This window comes from Rhodococcus wratislaviensis, assembly GCF_041228765.1.
In the GTDB taxonomy this organism is placed as follows: Bacteria; Actinomycetota; Actinomycetes; order Mycobacteriales; family Mycobacteriaceae; genus Rhodococcus_F; species Rhodococcus_F wratislaviensis.
In genome coordinates this window covers 2,813,637-2,836,280 of sequence record NZ_CP150488.1, presented here as the reverse complement: position 1 = coordinate 2,836,280, position 22,644 = coordinate 2,813,637, and the positions used below count along the sequence as shown (strand labels likewise).

Below are 22,644 nucleotides of genomic sequence, written 5' to 3'. Positions count from 1 at the left end.
ACCGCGTTCGATGGTATTGCACGGCGTGGGTGCGGGCGTCTTCTCGCTCGGTGCAAAGATCGGTACATGGCAACGGCTGCTCAATGGATCGAAGGCGCTCGTCCGCGCACCCTCCCGAACGCGATCGCCCCGGTGCTCGTGGGCACCGGCGCCGCGGCGTCGCTCGGCGGCGCGGTGTGGTGGAAGGCAGTGTTGGCACTGGTGGTCTCTCTCGCGTTGATCGTGGGCGTCAATTTCGCCAACGACTACTCGGACGGGATCCGGGGCACCGACGACGAGCGGGTGGGGCCGCTGCGGCTCGTCGGGTCGAAGCTGGTGAAACCGTCGGCGGTGAAGGCTGCGGCCATCGCCTGCTTCGGCGTCGCCGCGGTGGCCGGTCTGGTCCTCGCCGTCACCACCGCCTGGTGGCTCGTGCTGATCGGCGCCCTGTGCATCGTGGGCGCCTGGTTCTACACGGGCGGCAAGAAGCCGTACGGGTACAGCGGCTTCGGCGAGGTCGCCGTCTTCGTGTTCTTCGGTCTCGTCGCCGTGCTGGGCACCCAGTACGTGCAGGCCGAGACGGTGGATTGGGCCGGCCTCGTGTCCGCGATCGCCGTCGGTTCGTTCTCGAGCGCGGTTCTCGTCGCCAACAATCTGCGGGACATTCCGACCGACACCGAATCCGGCAAGCGGACGCTCGCCGTCCGGCTCGGCGACTCGCGTACCCGCATCCTGCATCTCGTCACGCTGACGGTCCCGTTCGTGGTGACGCTCGTCCTGGTGCTGCGCACTCCCTGGTCGCTCGTCGGACTGCTCGCCCTGCCTCTCGCGGTCCGGGCGAACGCGCCGGTCCGCTCCGGCGGCCTGGGCCTCGCACTGATTCCCGCGCTACGGGATTCGGGGCTGGCGATGCTGATCTGGGGCGCCGCCACCGCCGTGGCCCTGTCGGCCGCCTGAGCGCCCCGCCGGGTCAGTTGCCGTCCGGGAGAAGGATGCCGAGGACGAAGTTGACGATCGAGATGATCAGGCCTCCCCACAGGGCCGTCCAGAAGCCGTCGACGGTCAGTCCGTAATCGGTCTGGGAGCTCAACCATGCGGTGAGCAGCAACATCAGGGCGTTGATCACCAGGGTGAACAGGCCGAGCGTCAGGATCAACAAGGGCAGCGACAACAACTTCACGAGTGGTTTGACGAAGATGTTGACGACGGTGAACACCAGCGCGATGCCGAGCAGCACCACGATGTCCCATCCGGTTCCGTTGCCCGAACTGGAGATGTCGATGCCCGACACCCAGGCTGCCGCCAGCCAGATCGCGAACGCGTTGATGACGAGGCGTACCAAGAAGGTCATGGGTGCATGCTGGCACATCGTTCGGACAAACGGGAACCGGATGACGCGGGACCGGGATGGTCAGGCCGCGCGGTCGTCGAGTGCCGCGTGCACGCGACGGCGGAGTTCGCCGACACCGACCTGGACCTCGAGGATCTCCCGCGTCGTGCCGTCGGCCACTCGCAGCACTCCGAGGAAGATGTGCTCGGCGCCGATGTGATCGTCCTTGCGCGCCAGCGCCTCCCGCAGTGACAGTTCGATCGCCTTCTTCGCGTCGCGGGTGAACCCGATGTGCCCCGACTTCCGGCCGAACCAGCCGCGCTTCTCCGACGGCTCTTCGGGGTCGAGGACGCCCTTGCCGAAATTCTGCTCGAGGCTCTGCCGCACCGCGTCGAGGTCGATCCCGATCGATTCGAGCGCTTCGGCGTCGGCGTCGCTCAAGGCCGTGCCGCGCGTCGCGACGGTCGATCGCGACTTCTCCTCCTCGATGCCGGCGTCGGCGAGGATGCCGTGGACGGGTTCGGTTTCCACGGACAGCAGCGCGAGTACGAGGTGTTCGGGCCCGATCTGTGGCGACTTCAGTGCGCGCGCTTCCTGTTGCGCGCCGATCACCACGGCCCGGGCGTCCGTCGAGAATCGTTCGAACATGCGCCGTCACCTCCCTCTCCGATTGTGCTTCTGATGGACGGCCTGCCTGCTCACCTCGAGGGAGTCGGCGATCGCCTGCCAGGACCAGCCCTGGGCGCGGGCGTTGGCGACCTGGATGGCCTCGAGCCGTTCGAGGAGACGCCGCAGCGCACGCACGGCCCGCAACCCCTCGGCGGGGTCGGGGCTGCCCGCCGCTGCGGCGAGCGTGGTTGCTTCGGTCATGCATGTCAATTTAGGTTGACACCCATCAGGTGTCAACCCTTCTTGACAGATTTCCGGGGCGGCCGTCAGTACGCCGCGACCGCCCCGTCGACGGCGATCTGCAGGTCCTTCTGCACGACGTGGGCGATGTCCATCGGTTTCGCCGGGAGGTCGAACAGTGGCTCTCCGACGAAGACGCTGGCCGACTTCACGTTCTCCGTATCGGGCCCGTGGGCGTCCGGCCCGTAGCTGATGCCGATGGACAGCAGCACGGGTGAGACTCCGCGATCCGCCGCACGTTTCGCGATGTGACCGATGCCGCTGTTGATGTGCTGCAGGCGGGTCGGGTCGTCCTCGTTGCACGTGCCCTCGGGGAAGATCGCCAGGTTGTCACCGCGGCACACCCGTTCGGCGGAGATATCCATCATGAGTCGGCCCGCGTCGGCGACCGCCCGGAGACCGTAGTTCTTACTGCGGAACACCGGGATACCGCCCATCATGTCGACCTTCTTGTGCAGGTCGGGATCGACGAACAGTTCGTCCTTCGCGAGCACCCGGGTGCGTCCGATAGCGCGGCGCAGCGGCGTCTTCCAGGCCGTGGCCGCGAGCGTGTACTGATCGCTGTGGGTGATGTGATTGGCGGCGACGATCAGCACCCTGCCGGACTTCACCAGCCCGGCCAGCTGCGCCTTCGCATCGTCCGCGTACGTGATCCGCGGCCGGTACTTCGCATACAGCGACGCGTACGCCAGCATGGCGAGCATCCGATTCTGCTGATGGTCGCGGTAGTACGCGTACACCGCTTCGAAGTTCTCGAGAGTCACCTCGGGCTTGTCCATGCTCGTCCCCGCTCCGTCGTCCTATCGCCAGGCTACCAACCTACGGTTGCGTAGCCTACGGTGGAGTAAGTTTTCGGAAAGTGCAGGGAAACTGTGCGAACAGCACGATTTCGGGTACAAAAGACCTGTGATCCGCCCGGCCATTTCCACCGACCTGCCCGTTCTGCAAGACATCGAAATCGCGGCGGGTGCGCCGTTTCGTGACATCGGAATGGACGCCGTCGCCGACGATCCCCCGTTCACACTCGACGAGCTGACCGAATACCTCCAGCTGGAATGCATTTGGGTCGCGGTCGACGCAGACGACGTCCCGGTCGCATACGCACTCGTCGCCGTGGTCGACGGGGCCGCCCACATCGAGCAGGTGTCGGTCCACCCCGGCCACGCCCGCCAGGGGCTCGGCGCCCTGCTCCTCGACGAGATCTCGTCGTGGGCGGCCGTCCGCGGACTGCCCGCCCTCACCCTCACCACGTTCGTCGACGTCCCGTGGAACGCCCCCTATTACGAGCGGCTGGGTTTCCGCCCGCTGCCGGAGGACGCCCTGACCCCGGGCCTGTCACGCATCCGCGCCGACGAGGCCCGGCACGGCCTCGCCGCGTGGCCGCGGGTCACGATGTCCCGCCCGGTGACGGCGCCGGCGCGGACCGCCGCGACCGCGCCTCAGCCGGGCTGACCGGGCCACTCCCCGGTCGCCGCGAAGCGGTCGAGCACCGCGGCCGGACCGGTGAGGTCGATGCCCTCCCCGGCCACCCAGTCGTCGTCGAAGTAGGTGTCCGCGTAGCGTTCGCCGCCGTCGCACAGGATCGTGACCACACTGCCGGACCGTCCGGCCGCGAGCATCTCCGCGACGACGGTGAACGCACCCCACAGGTTCGTGCCCGTGGAACCGCCGACCCGGCGGCCCAGCACCGCACTGGCGTGCCGAGCCGTCGCGATGGACGCGGCGTCGGGCACCCGCATCATCCGGTCGATGACCTGCCCGACGAACGACGGCTCCACCCGCGGCCTGCCGATGCCCTCGATGCGCGAGGGCATCCCCGTCGCGTAGTCGCAGGAATTGGTGTCGTAGCCGCCGAAGAACGCCGAGTTCTCCGGATCCACCACGAGCAGACGGGTGGCGTGCCTGCGGTAGCGGATGTACCGGCCCAGCGTCGCGCTCGTGCCGCCGGTCCCGGCGCTCATGACGAGCCACTCCGGCACCGGATGCTCTTCACGAATCATCTGGTGGTAGATCGACTCGGCGATGTTGTTGTTGCCCCGCCAGTCGGTGGCCCGCTCCGCGTGCGTGAACTGGTCCATGAAGTGACCGCCCGTTTCCGCGGCGAGCCGTCGGGCCTCGCTGTAGATCTCCGGCGGCCGGTCGATGAAGTGGCAGCGACCGCCCTGCGCCTCGATGAGGGCGATCTTCGCGCCGCTCGTGCTGCGCGGCATGACGGCGACGAAGTCGAGGCCGAGCATCTTCGCGAAGTACGCCTCGCTGACGGCGGTGGACCCCGAGGACGCCTCGATGACCGTCGTCCCCTCGGTGATCCATCCGTTGCAGATCGCGTAGAGGAACAGTGACCGGGCCAGCCGATGCTTGAGGCTGCCCGTGATGTGGGTCGACTCGTCCTTCAGGTAGAGCTGCACACCCCATTCGACGGGCAGCGGGTACCGCAGCAGGTGCGTGTCGGCGCTGCGCTGCGCGTCGGCGTCGATGAGGCGGACTGCGTTGTCCACCCAGTCACGCGGAAAGCTCCGGTCGATGACGACGCATTCGCCGTCCGTCACCGGGCCGTGCCCTCACCGCGGAGCCGGGCACGCAGGTCCGCCTGGTCGGCGCGGCGCTGCGCGTCGAACGCGGCGATCCCCTCGTTGACCCGGCGGCGGAGTTTCGCGAACAGCAGCAGCGACAGCGGGAGTGCGATGAGGACCGCGAAGATGGCCGCGACGAGCAGCGGCACGGCGACTCCGACGAGTGCGGCCACCCCGAGGATGATGGCGCCGATGACGACGACCAGCAGCAGCCGGGCGATCGAATAGATCGCGACGTCGCGCGCCAGCTGCCCCTTGGTCACCCGCCCGTCCTGCTTGGCCGGTGCGCTCGAATCGGCAGCACCGGGGCGCTCGACCTGGTCTTCTGGCTTCTCGGATGACTCACTCACGCCCCCAGGTTACCCATCGCCGAGGCCGCTCCTCACACGTCCGACTTATCCGATTTGTCTATTACCTCCCCTTTACCAACATTAGATCGTTCGAGTACCCGGGGTGCCGGATGCCACGATGACCGAGATCAGTCGCAACAGCGGCCGGCTTCAGCACAGACCAGTCGAAAGCAGTGGAGGACCGTCGATGAGCGCACCCACCTACAACGGATCCGGATTCAGCGGATCCAACGAAGCCCTCATGACCCCGGGCCAGGTGGCTGCCCTGTTCCATGTCGACCCGAAGACAGTGACGCGATGGGCGCACGCGGGCCGGCTCGGATCGCTGCGCACCCCGGGCGGACACCGCCGCTTCCGCGAGGCCGAGGTCATGCAACTGCTCCGCTCCCTCACGACAGAAGCAGGCCGACCGTAAGGCTGACCGCGACAACACTGCCCGGACGCCACCCAGCCGGGTAGGTGCCCTCTGCCGCCGACGCGGCTACGCTCAGGGATACCGGCTACCCTCGAGCGGTGTAAGGAGGTGCGCGGTGATCTATCTGTTGGCACTCATCGGGCTCGTGACAGTGGCGGTCCTGCTCTGGAAGGCGTTCGGCCCGAACACCAGGCCCGTGCTCAGCAATCGGGTGCAGGGACCCGACGACGATCCGGATTTCCTCTGGAAGGTCGACCGGGAGACCCGTCGGAAGAAGTCCGACGAACCCGATACCGGTCCGGCGGACCCCGCCGGATGAGCCGAGACCGGGGTGCCGGTCGATCCGGCGCCCGCGGTGTCATCGCCTCAGCGACGATCCTGTAGCGCGAAACTGGACGCTGGGAAGTCCGACGCCACCGCGGCAGCCAGTTCGAGAAGAGCGTTGCGCGTCTTCGGACGCAGCCGCTCCAGTTCGATCTCGGCGCCCTCCTCGAGGTGCGGATCGAACGGAATCAGCCGGACCAGGCGGCACCGCTGCTCGAAATGCTCGACGACCTTCGGCAGATCCACCTTGCCCGACCGTGGTCGCACCGCGTTGACGACGGCCACCGACCGGGACACCAGTTCGCGGTATCCGTGGGCGTCGAGCCAGTCGAGGGTCGCGGAGGCGCTGCGGGCGCCGTCGACGGACCCCGAACTGACCACCACGAGCGCGTCGGCCTCTTCGAGGATGGTCTGCATGGCGGAATGCATCAGTCCGGTGCCGCAGTCGGTGAGGACGATGCTGTAGAACTTCTCGAGCATCGTGACGGTCCGCGAGTAGTCGTCCGCGCTGAACGCCTCCGACACCGCCGGGTCGCTGTCGGACGCGAGCACCTCGAGCCGGTGCCGGCTCTGCGACGTGTAACTGCGGACGTCGCTGTACTTTTCGATACTCTGCTCGTCGCGCAGCAGGTTGCGCACCGTGGCGGGGGTCTCGAGGGGAATCTTCTGACTCAGCGTGCCCCGGTCGGGGTTGGCGTCGACGGCGATCACGCGGTCGCCGCGCAGTGACGCGAACGTGGAGCCGAGCGTCGCGGTGGTGGTGGTCTTGCCCACTCCGCCCTTGAGGCTCAGCAGCGCGATCTTGTAGCAACCCTGCAGCGGCTGGTTGACCTGCTTGGTCAGCTCGATCCGACGCTGTTCCTTCGCACTGTTGCCGACGTTGATGTACCGGCCGGACAGTTGGTACAGCGCCTTGCGCCACCCCGTGGTGGGGGCCGGCTTGACCTGCTTGAGGAGCAGCGACGTCGACAGGTCACGCGCCGACACCGCGTACTGCTGGTCGGCATTCGTGTTGTGCGGGCGGGGATGCTGGGGTGCGTGCTGGACCGGCGCCTGCTGCGGCGGAGTGAACGCTCCCGGCGCGGGAGTCTGCTGCGGGGCCGGGGCCTGCTGGGAGACGGGCGCCTGTTGCGGGACGGGCGCGGCGGCCGGGGCCTGGGTCTGCGGCCGCGCGGGTGCGGCGGAGGGGGCCTGGACCCCGTGCTGCGCGAACGGGTTGGGACCCTGCGGCTGAACGTACGGGGCCTGCCGCGCGGCGTTCCACGCGGCAGCCGAGGCGTGGTCGTCCGCGGGCGGATTCGATGCAGGCCGTACCGGCTCCCACATGCCGGCGTCGTTTTCGGACATGGCTGAACATCCCCCTCGTGAAGTCTCCATCGTCCCCACCGGATCACACCGGTCGGAGACGTCGCGGCGGAAGGATATCAGTCGGCAACTACCGTCAGTTGAGGCCCGCGTACGAGTGCAATCCCGACACCACCATGTTGATGATGAACAGGTTGAACAGCATCGCGACGAAGCCCGCCACGTTGATCCATGCGGCCTTGGTGTCACGCCAGCCCGACGTCGCGCGGGCATGGAGGTAGGCGGCGTAGATCACCCAGGCGATGAACGACACCGTCTCCTTGGGGTCCCAACCCCAGAATCGGCCCCAGGCGGCCTCGGCCCAGATGGCGCCGAGGATGACGCCCGCGCCGAACAGCGGGAACCCGATGATGGTGGTCTTGTACGCCAGCCGGTCCAGGGTCTGCGCGTCGGGCAGCCGCTCCGCGATCCGCGCGAACACGCCCGTTCCCTCCTCGCCGCGCGGGTACCGCATGCGCAGCAGGAACAGCAGGCTCGCGATGCCCGACACCAGGAACACACCGGAACCGACGCTCACGATGGTGACGTGGATGGGCAGCCAGTACGACCGCAGCGCGGGCACCACGGGCGCCGCGTCCGCGTACAGCACGGTGGCGGCGAGGAACATCAGGATCAGGACGGGGACGAGCAGGAACACCCACATCGACCGGTACGCCGGCTTCGACAGAAGCGCGAGACCGACGACGAGTGCGGCCGCGCAGGCCATGGTCACGAACTCGTACATGTTGCCGAGCGGGAACCGCTCGGTGGCGAATCCGCGCAGCACGATCGACGCGAAGATCAGTACCGTGCCGACGACGAGCACGGCGGCGCCCATGCCGCCGAAGCGCTCGGACATGGGCTTCTTCGGCTGTTCGACCAGTCGGCCGGGAGCCGACGGCGCCTCGGCCGGACGGGCGCCGGAGCCTGCCGAGACGAGTTCCCGGTCCTGCACGGCCTGCGCCCGGGTGGACGCGTACTGCACGATGAGCAGCACGAGTGCCAGCACCAGCACGGTGAAGGCTGATCGGAAGGCCCAGTCGCTGTACTGCGCCAGTGTCTCGTTGGTCGTCATCGTTGGCTCTCCTGCGCGTCAGGCTTCGTGTCGTCCGTGAGCAGACGGGTGCAGAGTCGGCCGAACTCGTCGCCCCAGCCGGCCTGATCGGTCCGGGCGAGTCCACCAAGCTCTACTACAGTACGTCGTGGGTCAAGATCGGAAGCGTCCGCGGGGTAGATGCGGGCCCAGACGCGGCGACGCTTGACCAGCAGCGAGACGAGCAGTCCGGCCATCATCGTCAGCGCCGACACCAGCACCCACTGCTGCGCCGGGTCGTGCGACACCTGCAGGTTCACGAAGTCCACGGCACCGTCGAACCGCACCTGGGTGCCATCGGCCAGCGTCGAGCTCTCCCCCGGCTTCAGATTCACCCGGTCCTGCTTCACGAGCCGGCCCTGGTTGATCAATTCGGTGTTGAGCGAGAACAGCGACTGCGGATTGCCCGTGTCGAGGCCGGTGTCGCCCTTGTAGATGTCGATGGCAACGGCCGGGTCGTTCATGGCCGGGTAGCTCGACGCCAGCAGATTGCCGTGCAACAGCGCGGTCGGCGCGAACAGTCCCTCGATCGCGATCTGGTTCTTCCGGCGCTCGTCGGTGTCGGTGTACATGCCGCCGGGCGGGTCGAACCGCATCGCGCCGCTGCTGAGGAACGTCGTCGCGTCGTCGGGCCGCCACTGCAGCGTCTCGGTGCGGGTTTCCCCGTTCGGGAACGTGACGGTGAACGTCGGTGCGTACCCGTGCCCCTGCAGGTAGACGCGGTCACCCTCGACGCGCAGCGGGTGGTTGACCTGCAACTGCCCGTCCCGCCACGTGTTCGTCTCGAGGTCGTCGCCGGCCTGGTAGGCGATGTTGGACGTGAACATCTCGGCCTGACCGCTGTCGAGGTAGTCGGCCGCGAAGTCCTTGACCTTGACGCACAGCGGTGTCATGCCGGTGCCGTCCTGCGTGTTGCCCGCCTTGAACGAGTCGAAGACCGCGGGCGACGTGGTGCAGAAGCCGGGACCGTTGTTGGCCACCACGATGACGTTGCCCTCGTAGCCGAACAGCTTGCCGACGGCGATCGCGACGAGCAACGCGACGAGCGACAGGTGGAAGACCAGGTTGCCGAGTTCGCGGAAGTAGCCCTTCTCCGCGGAGATGGTGATCTCGCGGTCGTGCGCGGCGCGCTCCCCGCCCTCGCGCGTCTCGACCCGCCACCCCTTCAGGTGGGCGCGGATGCGGGCGGCGAGTTCCTCCGGCGTCTCGTCGACGCGGTCCTCGTGATGGTGCGGCAGTCGCGCGAGATTCCGCGGGGCAGGCACCGGACGGGTGCGCAGCGCCTTCGCGTGGTCGACGCAGCGCGGCAGGATGCAGCCGACGAGGGAGATGAACAGCAGGACGTAGATCGCGGTGAACCAGAAGCTGCCGAACACGTCGAACAGCTCGAGTTTGTCCATCCACGGACCGAGGGTCGGCCGGTTCGAGATGTACTCGTCGACCTTGCCCGCGTTGAGGCTGCGCTGCGGGAGCAGGGCGCCGGGAATGGCCGCGAGGGCCAGCAGGAACAGCAGCACCAGCGCCGTGCGCATCGACGTCAGGCCGCGCCAGGTGTTGCGGACGACCGCGAACGCGCGACCCGGCAGCGATTGGCGGGGCACCGACGCGGCTTCCGGGGCCTCGGGGGTCTGGGTGTCGCTCATATCGGCAGAGTCACTTCCGAGATAAAGGCGTCGCGAACCCAGCCGACGAACTGGTCCCACGCGCCGGTGACGAGGGCGATGCCCACGGCCACCAGCATGATTCCGCCGAAGATTTGAATGGTGCGCGCGTTGCGGCGCAGCCAGCCGACACCGCGCAGCGCGCGGGACGAGCCGAGCGCCAGGATCACGAACGGCAAGCCGAGGCCGAGGCAGTACGCGACGATCAGGGCCACTCCGCGGGCGGCGGTGGCACCGTCGGTGCCTGCGGCCAGGGAGATGACACCCGCCAGGGTCGGGCCGAGGCACGGGGTCCAGCCCAGTGCGAACACGGCACCGAGCAGCGGGGCCCCGGCCAGGCTGGAGATGCGGCGCGGCTCGAGCCTCGTGTCCCGCTGCAGGGCCGGGATCAGGCCGATGAACACCAGGCCCATGGCGATGGTCACCACCCCGCCGACCCGCATCAGGATGTCGCGGTTGATCGCGAGGGCCGAGATGGCGCCGAACACCGACGCGGTGGCCAGCACGAACACCACGGTGAAACCGGCGACGAACAGGGCCGCGGCGCCCGCTACCCGCAGCCGTCCGTCGGCGACCGTCTTCGTGCGGGTGGCCGCCTCCTCCGCGGTGACGGCCGGGGCGTCCGCACCGACCACACCCGCGAGGTAGGACAGGTATCCGGGAACGAGGGGCACGACGCACGGCGATGCGAACGACACCAGACCGGCGAGGACGCACGCGCCGAGCGCGAGCAGCAGCGGCCCGGATGCCGCGGTGGACTGGAAGGCGTCGCCGACGCCGCCGGCGAGAAGGGTGGTGCTGGTGCTCACGATTCCTGCGCCACCCGTTCGACCACCGGCTTCAGGTCCTCGGCGAGCAGTTCCTTGAGGAACACGGCGGCCACGCGGTGTTCCCGGTCGAGCACGATCGTGGTGGGGATGACGCTCGTGGGGTAGTTCTGCCCCAGCGCGATCATCGTCCGCATGGCGGGGTCGTAGATCGACGGATACGACACCTTGTTGTCGATCACGAAGTCCTGCGCCTTGTCCTGCTGATTGTCCCGCACGTTGATCCCGAGGAACGACACTCCCTGATCCTTGGTTTCCTCGTACACCTGCTCGAGGTCGTTCGCCTCACCCCGGCACGGGCCGCACCACTGCCCCCACACGTTGAGGACCACCACCTGCCCCGCGAAATCGTCGAGCGAGGTGGTCTTGCCCTCGGTCATCAGGTCGGGTCCGGACACCGTGCCGATGGTGCCGCGGTCGGCAGGCGGGTCGTAGAAGATCTCCGTCTGCCCGCCCGGCGACACGAAGTCGAACGTGCCGCCCTGAGCCACGGCGTCGTCGCCGGACGCACACGCCGACAGCGACACCGCGGCCGTACAGATCACCGCGAGAAGCCCGGCGAAGCGCCCCCGACTCATGCCCCGGTCACCCTCGGATCCGACGCGCCCGCGGGCTCCGAGTACACAATGTCGATGAGGGTGTCGCCCTCGTAGACGAGGGAGGTCAGCGACGCGAGACCGCACTGACGGTGCCGCGGGTCGTGCCACAGCCGCTCCCCCTGCAGGAACCGGCGGAGGGTCCAGACGGGGAGTTGGTGGCTGACGACGACGGCCTCGTGGCCCACCGCCGACACGCGGGCGCTGTTGACGGCGGCCAGCATGCGGTGCGCGATCTGCAGGTACGGCTCGCCCCAGGACGGTGTGAACGGGTCGCGCAGTTTCCACCAGTGCCGGGGCCGGGACAGCGCGCCGTCGCCGACGGACACCTTGAGGCCCTCGAATTCGTTGCCCGCCTCGATGAGGTTCTCGTCGGTCGCGATCTCGACGCCGTGCGCGTCGGCGATCGGAACCGCCGTCTCCTGCGCCCGCTGCAGCGGCGAGGACACCACGTGCGTGATGTCGTGCTTGGCCAGCACCGACGCCACCGCGCGGGCCTGCGCCTCACCCGTCACCGACAGCCGGAACCCGGGGAGCCTGCCGTAGAGGATTCCGCGCGGGTTGTGCACCTCGCCGTGCCGGAGCACGTGCACGATGGTGCGGGTCTGTGTGTGGTCGGGATGATCGGCTTCGGTCACGTTGGGGTTCCTCGGGTCGGGACGGGAGGTCAGGTGGGTGTCGGCGGCGGGGCTACCGGCCGCGAGGGGGGACGACACGTCAGGGCTGGACGGCCGCGGCGGCGGCCTTCGCGGCGTGCGGCAGGGCGTCGGCGATGATCGAGAACGCTCTGTCGTCCATGGCGGCGGAGACGAACCACGCCTCGAACGCGCTCGGCGGCGGGTACACCCCGCGCGAGAGCAGTCCGTGGAAGAACGCCGGGAAACGCCAGGTCTGGGCGGCCTTGGCCTCGGCGTAGTCGGTCACCGGGTCCTCGCTGAAGAACACGCTGAGCATCGTGCCTGCGGTCTGCACCCGGTGCGGCACGCTCTCGGCGGTCAGCGCGTCGGACAGCAGGGTCCGCAGGGTGGCGCTGTTGCGCTCGAGTGCGTCGTACACGCCCTGGTCCGCGGCGCGCAGGCTGGCGAGCCCGGCTGCGACGGCGACAGGGTTCCCGGACAGGGTGCCTGCCTGGTAGACGGGTCCGGCCGGGGCGAGGTGTGCCATGACGTCGGCGCGGCCACCGAATGCGGCGGCGGGCAGACCACCGCTCATCACCTTGCCGAACGTGTAGAGGTCACCGGCGACGCGGTCGAGTCCGAACCAGCCGGCGGAGCTGACGCGGAATCCGGTCATCACCTCGTCCATGATGAGCAGCGCGCCGTTGTCGCTGGTCAGCTTCCGCAGGCCCTCGTTGAATCCGGGCAGCGGCGCCACGGCGCCCATGTTGCCCGCGGCGGCCTCGGTGATGACGCACGCGATCTGACCCTCGTTCGCGGCGAAGGCCTGGGCGACGGCGTCGAGGTCGTTGTACGGGACGACGATGGTGTCCTCGGCCTGCGCGCCCGTCACGCCGGGCGATGTCGGGAGGCCGAACGTGGCGAGTCCCGAGCCGGCGTCGGCCAGCAGCGCGTCGACGTGTCCGTGGTAGCAGCCGGAGAACTTGAGGACCTTGGTTCGGCCGGTGAATCCGCGGGCGAGGCGGACGGCGCTCATGGTGGCTTCGGTGCCGGAGTTGACCAGGCGCACCTTCTCCACCGGCGCGACCCGGCCGACGATCTCCTCGGCCAGTTCGATCTCGCCTTCGGTGGGCGCGCCGAACGACAGGCCGGTGGCGGCCGCCTTCTGCACGGCCTCGACGACGGCGGGGTGCGCGTGCCCGAGGATCATCGGCCCCCAGGAGCAGATGAGGTCGACGTAGTCGTTGCCGTCGACGTCGGTGAGCGTGTAACCGGACGCTTCCCTGATGAACCGCGGGGTGCCGCCGACCGAGTGGAAGGCCCGCACCGGGGAGTTGACGCCGCCGGGAATGACCAGATCAGCCCTTTCGAAGAGCTGGGCGGAGCGGGATGCGTGCACGTCGGGGTCACCGGAGGAAACAGTCACGGCCTCCAGTGTCCCAGTTCTGTCGAATTTGCCAACGACAGGGTGTAGTGGGTGGCCAGGATCACTCTGCCCGATCGGTCGCGCCGGGCGATTCGGGGACGAGCGAGGCGAACATCGCCCGCATCTCCTCGGACAGTTTCATCAGTTCCACGTATCCGCCGAGCGGGCCGCCCTCGAGGTACGCGAACTCCATCCCGACGCCCTCGAACCGGCCCCGCTGCACCACCGGCAGTCCCCGGCGCCCGGCCTCGGCGAGGGTGGCCTCGAAGTCTTCGGGAACCCAGGCCACGTGATGGACGCCGGGACCGCTCGTCTCCAGCTGTTCCGTATAGAGGTTGCGTCCCGACACCGGTTGGATCAGTTCCAACTGCTGTCCGCCGGCATATCCGAGCGACACGTGGACCACGTAGTCGGCGGGCTGCCCGCGGTACGTGCAGTGCTCGGGTCCGAAGTGCACGCCCGGGAGCCGCAACCATCGCGCGACGCCCAGCTGTTCCGTGAAGTACCGCTCCGCCGACTCGATGTCGTCGACGACCCAGCAGATCTGGAAGATCGGGCCTTCGACGAGACTCATGCCATCTTCCCGTTGTCCACCGAGTACACGGCTCCGTGGATGGCGGAGGCGTCGTCGGATGCGAGGAAGGCCACCGTCTTCGCCACGTCCTCGGGTTCCATCAGCCCTCGCGGGGAGGCCGACTGCATGACCAGATCGAAATCGACACCGTCGGGGAACGCGAAATTCGTGACCTGCGGCGTCATCATCCCGCCCGGGCAGACGGCGTTGACCCGGAGCGGTGTGCCGGTGAACTCGAGCGCCATCGCGCGGGTGAGGCCGACCAGTCCGTGCTTGGCGGCGCAGTAGCCGGCCGAGTACGCCTGCCCCTCCAGCCCGGCAACCGACGCGACGTTGACGATGTTACCTCCGCGTTCGAGCAGATGCGGCAGTGCTGCCCGCGACAGGTAGAACGGCCCGTTCAGGTTCACGGCGAGGTCCCGTGCCCAGTCGTCGTCCGTGACGTCCGCGGTGTGCCGGAGGGTGTGCGAACCGGCGACGTTGATCAGGACGTCGAGACCGCCGAGCCCGGAGACGCAGGCTGCCACGGCCGCGCTGCACGCGTCCGGCGACGCGACGTCCGCCGGCGCACAGTGTGTCGCCGCCTCCGGTCCGGCGATGTCGATCATGGCCTGCCGCAGCACATCCCCGTCCCGAGCGACCCCGAAGACGCGAGCTCCCCGGTCGGTGAGGAGCCGAGCTACGGCCCGTCCGAGCCCCGAGGATGCTCCGGTGACGAGAGCGACTTTCCCTGCGAACGTTCCCCGACCCGTGTCATCCATCAGTCGATGATGCACTGCGTGCCGGTCGGAGGTTCACAGATTGCCGCGGGCCGCCTGCTCGCGCTCGATGGATTCGAACAGAGCCTGGAAGTTGCCCGCCCCGAACCCGAGCGAACCGTGCCGTTCGATCAGCTCGAAGAACACGGTCGGCCGGTCACCGAGCGGCTTGGTGAAGACCTGCAGGAGGTATCCGTCCTCGTCGCGGTCGACGAGGATTCCGCGCTTCTGCAGTTCCTCCACCGGCACCCGGACCGTGCCGATGCGGGCCCGCAGCTGCGCATCCTGGTAGTACGCGTCGGGTGTGTTCAGGAATTCGACGCCCTCGGCCCGCAGCGCGTCCACCGTCGCGAGAATGTCTCCGGTCGCGAGGGCCAGATGCTGGCAGCCCGGCCCACCGTAGAATTCGAGATACTCGTCGATCTGCGATTTCTTCTTTCCCACCGCGGGTTCGTTGAGCGGGAACTTCACCCGGTGGTTGCCGTTCGCCACGACCTTCGACATGAGCGCCGAGTACTCCGTGGCGATGTCGTCGCCGACGAATTCGGCCATGTTCGTGAATCCCATGACCCGGTTGTAGAACCGGACCCAGTGGTCCATCCGGCCCATCTCGACGTTGCCGACGGCGTGGTCGAGCGCCTGGAACAGCCGAGCGGGTTTACCCGGTCGTGCCGCGAAACCGCTGGAGCGCGCGACGAATCCGGGGAGATAGGGGCCGTCGTACCGGCTGCGGTCGACGATGGTGTGCCGGGTGCTGCCGTACGTGGCAATGGCCGCGAGCCGCACGGTGCCGAACTGATCCGTGACATCGCGAGGCTCGTCGAGAATGGTGGCCCCCTGCGAGCGTGCGTGCGCGATGCAGCGATCCACGTCGAGCACTTCCATGGCCAGGTCCACCACGCCGTCGCCGTGGGCCCGGTGATGGTCCGCGAGCGGGCTCTTGGGATCCACGGCTCCGTGCAGCACGAACCGCGCCGACCCGGACTCGAGGACGAACGACTTGTGCGAGCGCTGACCGGTCTCCGGCCCGGCGTAGGCGACGAAGGTCATGCCCCAGGTGGAGACGAAGTACTGCATGCTCTGCGTCGCATTGCCGCACGCGAACACCACGGCATCCAACGCGACCACCGGAAACGGGTCCGACGCGTCGTCGTGTTCGACGAGCCCGACCAACTGCCGGAGTTCGTCGGTCTCCAGATGTGCGGCCACCTCGCGGGGCGTCAGGCGAATGTCGACGGTAGTCATACCTCACTGTGATCCAGCTCACACCACTGCGCAACGGCGCCTCTTGACGCTGTTCAACCTGTACAGAATGCTGGATGAAAATACGGATCGACCCTACATATTGACCAGGGACGCCATGAGCATCGATCAACTCGACGCCGCACTGCTCGACCTACTGCATACCGAGCCGAAGGTTGGCGTGCTCGAGGCGTCGCGACGCCTGGGAGTGGCGCGCGGCACCGTTCAGGCGCGACTCGACCGCCTCGAACGCACCGGCGTGATCACCAGTTCGGCACCGACTCTCGACCCGGACGCACTGGGGTTTCCGGTGGTCGCGTTCGCCACCCTCGAGATCGCCCAGGGCAACGGGCACGCCGCGGTCGTCGAGCACCTGACCGCCATCCCCGAAGTCCTCGAGGCACACACGATCACCGGAGCCGGCGACGTCCTGGTCCGCGTGGTGGCGCGCACCCACGCCGACCTGCAGCGGGTGATCAACTCGATCGTGGACGGGCACAACGTCCTTCGCTCGTCGACTGTCATCGCGACACAGACCCAGATCGCCCTGCGTCACGATCAGCTCGTCCGCGCCGCGGTCCCGCCGCCCCCTGTCAGCGATCCTCGGGACTCAGCTCGTCCAGCAGAGAACTGAGCAGATAGCAGGCGTCGTCGAACCGGTCGTGCCCGACGATGCCGCCCCAGCGCTGCTCGATCTCGGCGACCCGCACGGCGGCGTCCTGCAGCGCCTGCCGTCCCCGCGCGGTCGGGACAACCAGTTTCGCCCGCCGGTCCGTTGCGTCCGGAATCCGTTCGACGTACCCGAGATCCTCGAGATCGTTGATCAGTTCGGACGCGGCGGACAGACTCAATTCGGCACGGGAGGCGATCTCCGTCAACCGCCGCCCGTCCCAGCCGATGTTGCCGAAGATCTGCAGATGCGGTGGGCGGATGTCGCCGTAACCGCGCTCTGCCATGGGCTCGCTCAACTCCCGGCGGAACTCGTGCAGCAATCGGACCAGTAACTGTCCCACCGCCGGCCGATCGGACGGCAGACCTCTTGACCGTTCCATGACACAGGAGAATACTACGGTTACCGAAGTTTCGGTTTCCGAAGCAAACTCGAACCCACGCATTTGGGACCTCCCATGGACACACACTCGATCACCCGGACCATCCCGACGAGCGTCGGGAACCTCGCCGTCCACGTCACCGGCAACGGACCGCCGACCGTGCTGTGGCACAGCCTTTTCGTCGACTCGACGACGTGGGCGCCCCTGCGCAGCCATCTGGTCGCAGACCGGCAGTTGATCTCGATCGACGGACCCGGCCACGGAGCCGGCACCGCCGTGCAGCGGCGGTTCACGATGGAGGAGTGTGCGGAGGCGGCAATTGCCGTCCTCGACGCACTCGACGTCACCGAGCCCGTCGACTGGGTGGGCAACGCCTGGGGTGGACACGTCGGACTCGTCGCGGCCGCCCACACTCCCGACCGGTGCCGCACCGTGATCACCATCGGGACACCGACCCAGGCCCTCACCCGCAGAGAACGCGCCAGGATCGTGCCGATGGTATGGGCCTACCGCATCGCCGGGCCGATTCCACCGCTCACGAATGCGGTGATGAACGTCCTTCTCGGCAAGGAACTCTCACGAACGCACCCGCAACAGTTCCGGGCCGTCTCCCGCACTCTCCGGCAGGCACCACGACGTGGCATGCACCAGGCGATGCAATCGATCATGCTGCACCGCAAGGGGCTGGACCCCCTCCTGCCCCGGATCGGGGCGCCGACGCTGATGGTCGTACCCCGCGCAGACACGATGATCTCCATCGAGCAGGCACGGGCCGCCGCGGCGACGATGCCGCACGCCGCGGCCACCACGGTGGACGGCGCCGGCCACATCACACCACTGATCGCCGACCCCGCCGGACTCGCCGACCTGATCACCGCCTTCTGGCGCGATCCGGTCGGATACCTCGCGACGATCAGCACCTCGGCCTGACTCGGCTGGTCCGCGCATGTTTCAGGCAGCGAAGGCCGCCCGGCTGACGAATCGGCCCTCGTCGGCGGACCTCCCGTGACGAGCGGCCGCCCGATCCCGGACCCCGTCGGTCCGGGACAGGAATCGGTGTGGGACTACCCGCGGCCACCCGTGGTCCAGCAGAGCGGCGAGTTGGTGGAGGTGCGGTTCGGCGGGCACCTCGTCGCACGCACACGCAACCCGCTGCGCCTGCTCGAGACGAGCCACCCGCCGACGTACTACCTGCCGCGCACGTGTTTCGCCGAGGGGGTCTTGCGTCCGGTTGCCGGGAGCACGGTGTGCGAGTGGAAGGGGCGGGCGGATTATTTCGACGTCGTCGCGGGCGGACACGTCGCCGAGCGTGCGGCGTGGCACTATCCCCGGCCGGTCGCCGGGTACGAATCTCTCGTCGGGCACGTTGCGGTCATGCCGGGATCGATGGACGGCTGTTTCGTCGACGGCGAGCGGGTTCGGCCCCAGACGGGGGGCTTCTACGGCGGGTGGATCACCGATCGGGTGGTGGGCCCGTTCAAGGGTGGGCCCGGGAGTCGCTTCTGGTGATCGTTCCGGTCAGACGCCTCACCCGGTACCGTGGAACTCGTCCTTCTCCCACGGTGGCAGGTCGTCGACGATGAGGGCAACGATCCACGGCAGGGGAAGCGACACACCGATGATCGCCACAGCCGCCCACGGGTTGCCGGACAGACCGTAGACCACCGCCGACAGCACGAACGCGAGAATCCTGAACGACGTCACGATCACGTATCTGCGCACCCGTACCCGATGCTGTTGTTCGAGGGACACCGACGCCGTGGTGATGCTGATCGGGTGGCGGGCGGTGCCACTCGGTGCGGAGGTCCACCGAAAGGTCGGGCCCGTGACGGCGGAGCGCAGTACGCGGGAAAAGTTCACCACACCGGAATACCCAGGACATCACAGAGTGCAACCCCCATCGCCGATCTCACGGCCGGCCGAAGGGGGGTGATCGCAGATGCGTAGAGCACGCGGCCACGATCCCCATCCGTTCCTCGACCGACATCGCGCCCCTCACGGCGACGGCTACTGTCGAGTCATGGCCACCACAGCTGACCACCTGAGAAGCACACTCGACGGACGCTGGCGGGAGGTACGCGAGCGCGTCAGGGCGGAATTGTCCGGCTCCCCCGACTTCGCACCGCACTACACCCCCGACCTCGACGAGGCCCGCGCCAAGACGCTGGCGCAGTTGCGTCTGCTCGCGAGCAACGGGTACGCCGCCGACGGTTTCGCGAAGGACCACGGCGGTACCGGTGACGCCGGCGCCGCAGTCACGAGCATCGAGATGCTCGCAATGTCCGATCTGTCCCTGATGGTCAAGGCAGGCGTGCAGTGGGGACTGTTCGGCGGCGCGATCGAGAACCTCGGCACCGCGCGCCATCACGAGGCGTACGTGAAGCGTCTCGTCGACCTCGATCTGCTGGGGTGTTTCGCGATGACCGAGACGGGTCACGGCAGCGACGTGCAGGCGCTCGAGACCACCGCCACGTACGACGCGGACGCGGGCGAATTCGTCATCCACTCCCCCACGCCGTCCTCGCGCAAGGACTACATCGGCGGGGCGGCGCAGCACGCGACGATGGCAGCCGTGTTCGCGCAGTTGATCACGGGCGGCGAGTCGCAGGGCGTGCACTGTTTCGTGGTGCCGATCCGGGACGAGGACGGCAACGACCTTCCCGGCGTCCACACGTCGGACTGCGGCTACAAGGGCGGGCTTCCCGGGGTCGACAACGGCCGAATCACGTTCGACCAGGTCAGAATTCCGCGGGAGAACCTTCTCAACAAGTACGCCGACGTGGAACCCGACGGCACGTATACGTCGCCGATCGACAACGCGAACCGCCGGTTCTTCACCATGGTGGGCACTCTCGTGCGGGGACGCGTCACGGTGGGCGGGTCCGCCGGCGCCGCCGCTCGCGTCGCATTGTCGATCGCCACCCGATATGCGTTGCAGCGCAGGCAGTTCAACGCCCCGCAGGACGAGGACGAGGTGCTGCTCATGGACTACCTCGTCCACCAGCGCAGGCTGTTCCCGCTGATCGCGCGCTCCTACGCTCTGCAGTTCGCCCAGAACGAGCTCGTCGCCAAGATGCACGAGATCCAGAGCAGCGCCGACGCCGACCCCCAGGAACAGCGTGAGCTCGAGGGCCGCGCCGCCGGGCTCAAGGTTGCGAACACCTGGCACGCCACCCGTGCGATCCAGGAGGCCCGTGAAGCGTGTGGCGGCGCCGGGTACATGGCCGAGAACCGCCTCACGGCGCTCAAGGCGGACACCGATGTGTTCACCACGTTCGAAGGCGACAACCACGTCCTGACGCAGCTGGTGGCGAAGGAACTGCTCACGTCCTACGCGGACGAGGTGCGCGGCATGAGCCCCGTCGAATGGATGCGCTTCGCGGCCACCACGGTCTCCGACGTCGTCAAGAAGCGCACCGCCGCGCAGCAGATCATCCAGACGATCCTCGACACGAGGCAGGACAACGAGGAAGACGGCAGCCTCTTCAACCGCGGCACCCAGCTGACCATGTTCGAGGACCGCGAGCAGTACCTGCTCTCGACCGCCGCCCGTCGCCTCCAGGGTGCGCAGAAGCGCGAGGAGAACCCGTTCGACGCCTTCAATTTCGTGCAGGATCATGTGCTGCACGCCGCGCAGGCCCACATCGACCGGGTCGTGCTCGAGGCGTTCGTCGCCGGCATCGACGAGTGCGAGGACGACGACGCCCGCGACCTGTTGAGCGATGTCTGCGACCTCTACGCGCTGAGCGTCATCGAGGAAGACAAGGCCTGGTTCATGGAGCACCGGCAGCTGTCGGTGGAGCGGTCGAAGGCGGTGCAGCGGGGAATCAACGAACGATGCCGGTCGCTACGGCCCCACGCGCGGACGCTGATCGAGGGACTCGGGGTTCCCGAGGCGCTACTCGGCTCCGCGATGCTCGACGGTCCCGGGACCGACACCGTCCGCAAGACCCAGATCTTCCGGTGACGAGGACGGCTCGGCGGGTTCGCCCGCCGGGCCGGACCGGAGCCGGCGCACCGAGTCGATCACCAGCAACCCCGCGACCGTCACCAGGCCGGCGGCGACGGCGATCCACGACCCCGAATACGCGGTTCCCTCGAAGGAGGGTGCACCCGGCGCCACGGGACCGAACGCCGATGTGACCTGGGAGCGGTTCCAACACCACACCGCGGCGACGACGCCGGCCACGGCGCCGATCCACTCCGCTGCCGCCACCGCGGTCCGGCGGTTCATTCCGCCGACCCTCCCGCCGACTTCGCGAGCAGCGATTCGAGTTGCTCGCGCAATGCCACGTCGTCCTTCGCCCACGCCTGCACCAGGGCACCGCCCCGCAGTCGCAGTCCGATGCCCGTCCGCCGGCGGGGAACCGCCGACAGCTCGCCCAGACTCCGCGCGGTTTCCCACGGCTGCTGCTCGTACGATTCCGGGTCGGCGGGGGGCATGATCTTCAGGATCTCGGTGATCGGCAGGTCTTCGGTGCCCTGCCGCAACGACGACGGCGTGAGTTCGACGCTGGCATGTCTGCGGGCGGCCACCACCTGCACGTAGACGAACCCGCTGAGCAGCACCGCGAACAGCGACAGCGCGAACCAGTGCACCACCGGGCCGGTGAGCAGTTCGATGATCAAGGCGATCAGGCAGAACACCGGGCCGAACGCCACCATCCGCCAGCGGGCGCCGGGCTCACTGAACAAGACGGCTGGTTCGCTCACACGCTCATCCTGCGACATCACGGCCCGCGAGGAAAACGTGAGGCACGTCAGGAGAGGGCGCCCGGGATCACGACGAGCAACAGAGTCAGCAGCACGAAGGCCACGATGATGGCGAACATCAGTGCTTCTTTGCGAGACCCGTGTGCTCGATCGTCAGCGCGCATGGAGGAAAGTCCTTCGGTCGAAATGAAGTCTGCGGTCTGCCCTTGTGACGTACTTCACGGTACATCTTTATATTTCACGAGCAAATCGGAGCTACTCGGCGGAGGGGGGCAACCTCAGGAAGTAGCTGTTGGAATCCTTGCGGTGCATCAGCACGACGGCGCCGACGGCCACCACGGCCTGGAGTATCTGCACGCCGCCGAGAGCGAGCGCGGTGCCGCTTCCGTCGGATCCGATGCCGAAGAGCACCGGGACGGTCCACACCACCATCATCACGCACGCGATGGTGAGCAGCATCCGGGCCCAGTTCCGGCCCTTACGCATGAAGTGCACGAACAGGAGAAAGAGCCCGGTGAGGATCAGGATGAGGACGACAGTGAACCCGATGCCCACGTAGAACAGCGACTCCACGCTGTCGCGGCTCATGTCGACCTCGCCGGATGTGACGCTGGGGTTGTTCATCAGTTCGTCGACGAACGTCGACTTCTCGCCCACCACCAGAACCATCGCGGCCAACGCCTGGATCAGACCGAGCCCGGCCACCGCCCACAGCAACTGGGCCGCGGTGCCCACGTCGATCGGTGCCGGACGTTCGGGCTTCGGCTGCGGCACCGGCGGGGGGTAGGGGAAATCGTGCGGAGACGGGCTCTGCTGATGCGGAGCCTGGTGCGGCGGTGTCGGTGGCCACTGCTGGGTCAT

Annotated in this window: 29 protein-coding genes; 8 read left to right on the top strand and 21 right to left on the bottom strand. The window is 68.1% G+C overall.

The window, feature by feature from the left end; genetic code table 11:
* Positions 1-66: 66 nt before the first annotated feature.
* Positions 67-936, top strand: coding sequence for a 1,4-dihydroxy-2-naphthoate polyprenyltransferase (locus WKC72_RS12860; RefSeq protein WP_037233427.1), 870 nt, complete (start codon positions 67-69; stop codon positions 934-936).
* 13 nt (positions 937-949) lie between these two features.
* On the opposite strand, the gene WKC72_RS12855 is transcribed toward WKC72_RS12860, so the two are convergent.
* The 4 genes from WKC72_RS12855 to WKC72_RS12840 form a co-directional block, all read right to left on the bottom strand.
* Positions 950-1,330 (bottom strand): phage holin family protein, encoded by a 381-nt coding sequence (locus WKC72_RS12855; RefSeq protein WP_370182828.1) that lies wholly within the window; start codon positions 1,328-1,330, stop codon positions 950-952.
* A gap of 60 nt (positions 1,331-1,390) precedes the next feature.
* Complete coding sequence (locus WKC72_RS12850) at positions 1,391-1,957, bottom strand: Clp protease N-terminal domain-containing protein (protein ID WP_037233423.1); 567 nt, start codon at positions 1,955-1,957, stop codon at positions 1,391-1,393.
* Positions 1,958-1,963: 6 nt separating this feature from the next.
* Positions 1,964-2,179, bottom strand: coding sequence for a hypothetical protein (locus tag WKC72_RS12845; protein ID WP_005258323.1), 216 nt, complete (start codon positions 2,177-2,179; stop codon positions 1,964-1,966).
* Positions 2,180-2,244: 65 nt separating this feature from the next.
* Positions 2,245-2,997 (bottom strand): lysophospholipid acyltransferase family protein, encoded by a 753-nt coding sequence (locus WKC72_RS12840; RefSeq protein ID WP_370182827.1) that lies wholly within the window; start codon positions 2,995-2,997, stop codon positions 2,245-2,247.
* A gap of 127 nt (positions 2,998-3,124) precedes the next feature.
* On the opposite strand from WKC72_RS12840, the gene WKC72_RS12835 reads away from it, so the two are divergent.
* A complete protein-coding gene (locus WKC72_RS12835) occupies positions 3,125-3,670 on the top strand; it encodes a GNAT family N-acetyltransferase (RefSeq protein WP_370182826.1) in 546 nt (181 codons plus the stop codon).
* Here the strand turns inward: WKC72_RS12835 and WKC72_RS12830 are convergent.
* On the bottom strand, positions 3,658-4,767 hold the full coding sequence (locus tag WKC72_RS12830; RefSeq protein ID WP_370182824.1) for a PLP-dependent cysteine synthase family protein: 1,110 nt from the start codon (positions 4,765-4,767) through the stop codon (positions 3,658-3,660). The two genes, WKC72_RS12835 and WKC72_RS12830, sit on opposite strands and share 13 nt — an antisense overlap.
* Entirely contained in the window at positions 4,764-5,141 is a 378-nt protein-coding gene (locus WKC72_RS12825; RefSeq protein WP_037233414.1) for a DUF4229 domain-containing protein, read from the bottom strand. The genes WKC72_RS12830 and WKC72_RS12825 overlap by 4 nt, the downstream gene beginning before the upstream one ends.
* 187 nt (positions 5,142-5,328) lie before the next feature.
* Here WKC72_RS12825 and WKC72_RS12820 point away from each other — a divergent pair, with 187 nt between their 5' ends.
* Positions 5,329-5,556, top strand: coding sequence for a BldC family transcriptional regulator (locus tag WKC72_RS12820; protein WP_037233625.1), 228 nt, complete (start codon positions 5,329-5,331; stop codon positions 5,554-5,556).
* Positions 5,557-5,671: 115 nt separating this feature from the next.
* Positions 5,672-5,875: a hypothetical protein gene (locus WKC72_RS12815; RefSeq protein WP_037233412.1), complete on the top strand. Its 204-nt coding sequence runs from the start codon at positions 5,672-5,674 to the stop codon at positions 5,873-5,875.
* Between the two features lie 47 nt (positions 5,876-5,922).
* Here WKC72_RS12815 and WKC72_RS12810 read toward each other — a convergent pair whose 3' ends face one another.
* From WKC72_RS12810 to hppD, 10 genes are all read right to left on the bottom strand, one after another.
* Entirely contained in the window at positions 5,923-7,227 is a 1,305-nt protein-coding gene (locus tag WKC72_RS12810; RefSeq protein WP_370182822.1) for an AAA family ATPase, read from the bottom strand.
* Between the two features lie 94 nt (positions 7,228-7,321).
* Positions 7,322-8,299, bottom strand: a complete 978-nt coding sequence (gene ccsB / locus WKC72_RS12805) for a c-type cytochrome biogenesis protein CcsB (RefSeq protein WP_370182821.1) — start codon at positions 8,297-8,299, stop codon at positions 7,322-7,324.
* Positions 8,296-9,960 (bottom strand): cytochrome c biogenesis protein ResB, encoded by a 1,665-nt coding sequence (locus WKC72_RS12800; protein ID WP_370182820.1) that lies wholly within the window; start codon positions 9,958-9,960, stop codon positions 8,296-8,298. The genes ccsB and WKC72_RS12800 overlap by 4 nt, the downstream gene beginning before the upstream one ends.
* Positions 9,957-10,787, bottom strand: coding sequence for a cytochrome c biogenesis CcdA family protein (locus tag WKC72_RS12795; protein ID WP_037233399.1), 831 nt, complete (start codon positions 10,785-10,787; stop codon positions 9,957-9,959). The genes WKC72_RS12800 and WKC72_RS12795 overlap by 4 nt, the downstream gene beginning before the upstream one ends.
* Positions 10,784-11,383: a TlpA disulfide reductase family protein gene (locus tag WKC72_RS12790; RefSeq protein WP_037233396.1), complete on the bottom strand. Its 600-nt coding sequence runs from the start codon at positions 11,381-11,383 to the stop codon at positions 10,784-10,786. Before WKC72_RS12790 ends, WKC72_RS12795 begins: the two co-directional genes overlap by 4 nt.
* The gene (locus WKC72_RS12785) at positions 11,380-12,039 is read right to left on the bottom strand and encodes a histidine phosphatase family protein (protein WP_005566498.1); all 660 of its coding nucleotides are present in this window, start codon (positions 12,037-12,039) and stop codon (positions 11,380-11,382) included. Before WKC72_RS12785 ends, WKC72_RS12790 begins: the two co-directional genes overlap by 4 nt.
* A 79-nt stretch (positions 12,040-12,118) precedes the next feature.
* Complete coding sequence (hemL, locus tag WKC72_RS12780) at positions 12,119-13,444, bottom strand: glutamate-1-semialdehyde 2,1-aminomutase (RefSeq protein WP_370182817.1); 1,326 nt, start codon at positions 13,442-13,444, stop codon at positions 12,119-12,121.
* A 61-nt stretch (positions 13,445-13,505) separates the two neighbouring features.
* On the bottom strand, positions 13,506-14,018 hold the full coding sequence (locus WKC72_RS12775) for a VOC family protein (protein ID WP_370182815.1): 513 nt from the start codon (positions 14,016-14,018) through the stop codon (positions 13,506-13,508).
* Positions 14,015-14,779 (bottom strand): SDR family NAD(P)-dependent oxidoreductase, encoded by a 765-nt coding sequence (locus tag WKC72_RS12770; RefSeq protein WP_370182813.1) that lies wholly within the window; start codon positions 14,777-14,779, stop codon positions 14,015-14,017. Before WKC72_RS12770 ends, WKC72_RS12775 begins: the two co-directional genes overlap by 4 nt.
* Before the next feature lie 33 nt (positions 14,780-14,812).
* Complete coding sequence (gene hppD, locus WKC72_RS12765) at positions 14,813-16,021, bottom strand: 4-hydroxyphenylpyruvate dioxygenase (protein WP_370182812.1); 1,209 nt, start codon at positions 16,019-16,021, stop codon at positions 14,813-14,815.
* A 115-nt stretch (positions 16,022-16,136) separates the two neighbouring features.
* Here hppD and WKC72_RS12760 point away from each other — a divergent pair, with 115 nt between their 5' ends.
* Positions 16,137-16,652, top strand: coding sequence for an Lrp/AsnC family transcriptional regulator (locus tag WKC72_RS12760; protein WP_037233380.1), 516 nt, complete (start codon positions 16,137-16,139; stop codon positions 16,650-16,652).
* On the opposite strand, the gene WKC72_RS12755 is transcribed toward WKC72_RS12760, so the two are convergent.
* On the bottom strand, positions 16,612-17,070 hold the full coding sequence (locus WKC72_RS12755; RefSeq protein ID WP_370182810.1) for a MarR family winged helix-turn-helix transcriptional regulator: 459 nt from the start codon (positions 17,068-17,070) through the stop codon (positions 16,612-16,614). The genes WKC72_RS12760 and WKC72_RS12755 overlap by 41 nt on opposite strands.
* Positions 17,071-17,145: 75 nt before the next feature.
* On the opposite strand from WKC72_RS12755, the gene WKC72_RS12750 reads away from it, so the two are divergent.
* A complete protein-coding gene (locus WKC72_RS12750) occupies positions 17,146-18,000 on the top strand; it encodes an alpha/beta fold hydrolase (protein ID WP_037233374.1) in 855 nt (284 codons plus the stop codon).
* Positions 18,001-18,075: 75 nt separating this feature from the next.
* Positions 18,076-18,579 carry a DUF427 domain-containing protein gene (locus WKC72_RS12745; RefSeq protein ID WP_370182808.1) on the top strand — a complete coding sequence of 168 codons (504 nt, stop codon included), beginning with the start codon at positions 18,076-18,078 and terminating at the stop codon, positions 18,577-18,579.
* 18 nt (positions 18,580-18,597) lie between these two features.
* On the opposite strand, the gene WKC72_RS12740 is transcribed toward WKC72_RS12745, so the two are convergent.
* The gene (locus WKC72_RS12740) at positions 18,598-18,930 is read right to left on the bottom strand and encodes a DUF3099 domain-containing protein (RefSeq protein WP_370182807.1); all 333 of its coding nucleotides are present in this window, start codon (positions 18,928-18,930) and stop codon (positions 18,598-18,600) included.
* 160 nt (positions 18,931-19,090) lie between these two features.
* Between WKC72_RS12740 and WKC72_RS12735 the strand changes: the two genes are divergently transcribed.
* On the top strand, positions 19,091-21,037 hold the full coding sequence (locus WKC72_RS12735; RefSeq protein WP_268789728.1) for an acyl-CoA dehydrogenase: 1,947 nt from the start codon (positions 19,091-19,093) through the stop codon (positions 21,035-21,037).
* Here WKC72_RS12735 and WKC72_RS12730 read toward each other — a convergent pair.
* The 3 genes from WKC72_RS12730 to WKC72_RS12720 all read right to left on the bottom strand — a co-directional run bounded on the left by WKC72_RS12730 (position 20,969) and on the right by WKC72_RS12720 (position 22,644).
* Positions 20,969-21,304 (bottom strand): hypothetical protein, encoded by a 336-nt coding sequence (locus WKC72_RS12730; RefSeq protein ID WP_112301772.1) that lies wholly within the window; start codon positions 21,302-21,304, stop codon positions 20,969-20,971. The genes WKC72_RS12735 and WKC72_RS12730 overlap by 69 nt on opposite strands.
* Positions 21,301-21,783 carry a hypothetical protein gene (locus tag WKC72_RS12725; protein ID WP_370182806.1) on the bottom strand — a complete coding sequence of 161 codons (483 nt, stop codon included), beginning with the start codon at positions 21,781-21,783 and terminating at the stop codon, positions 21,301-21,303. The genes WKC72_RS12730 and WKC72_RS12725 overlap by 4 nt, the downstream gene beginning before the upstream one ends.
* Positions 21,784-22,038: 255 nt before the next feature.
* Positions 22,039-22,644, bottom strand: coding sequence for a hypothetical protein (locus WKC72_RS12720; protein ID WP_037233357.1), 606 nt, complete (start codon positions 22,642-22,644; stop codon positions 22,039-22,041).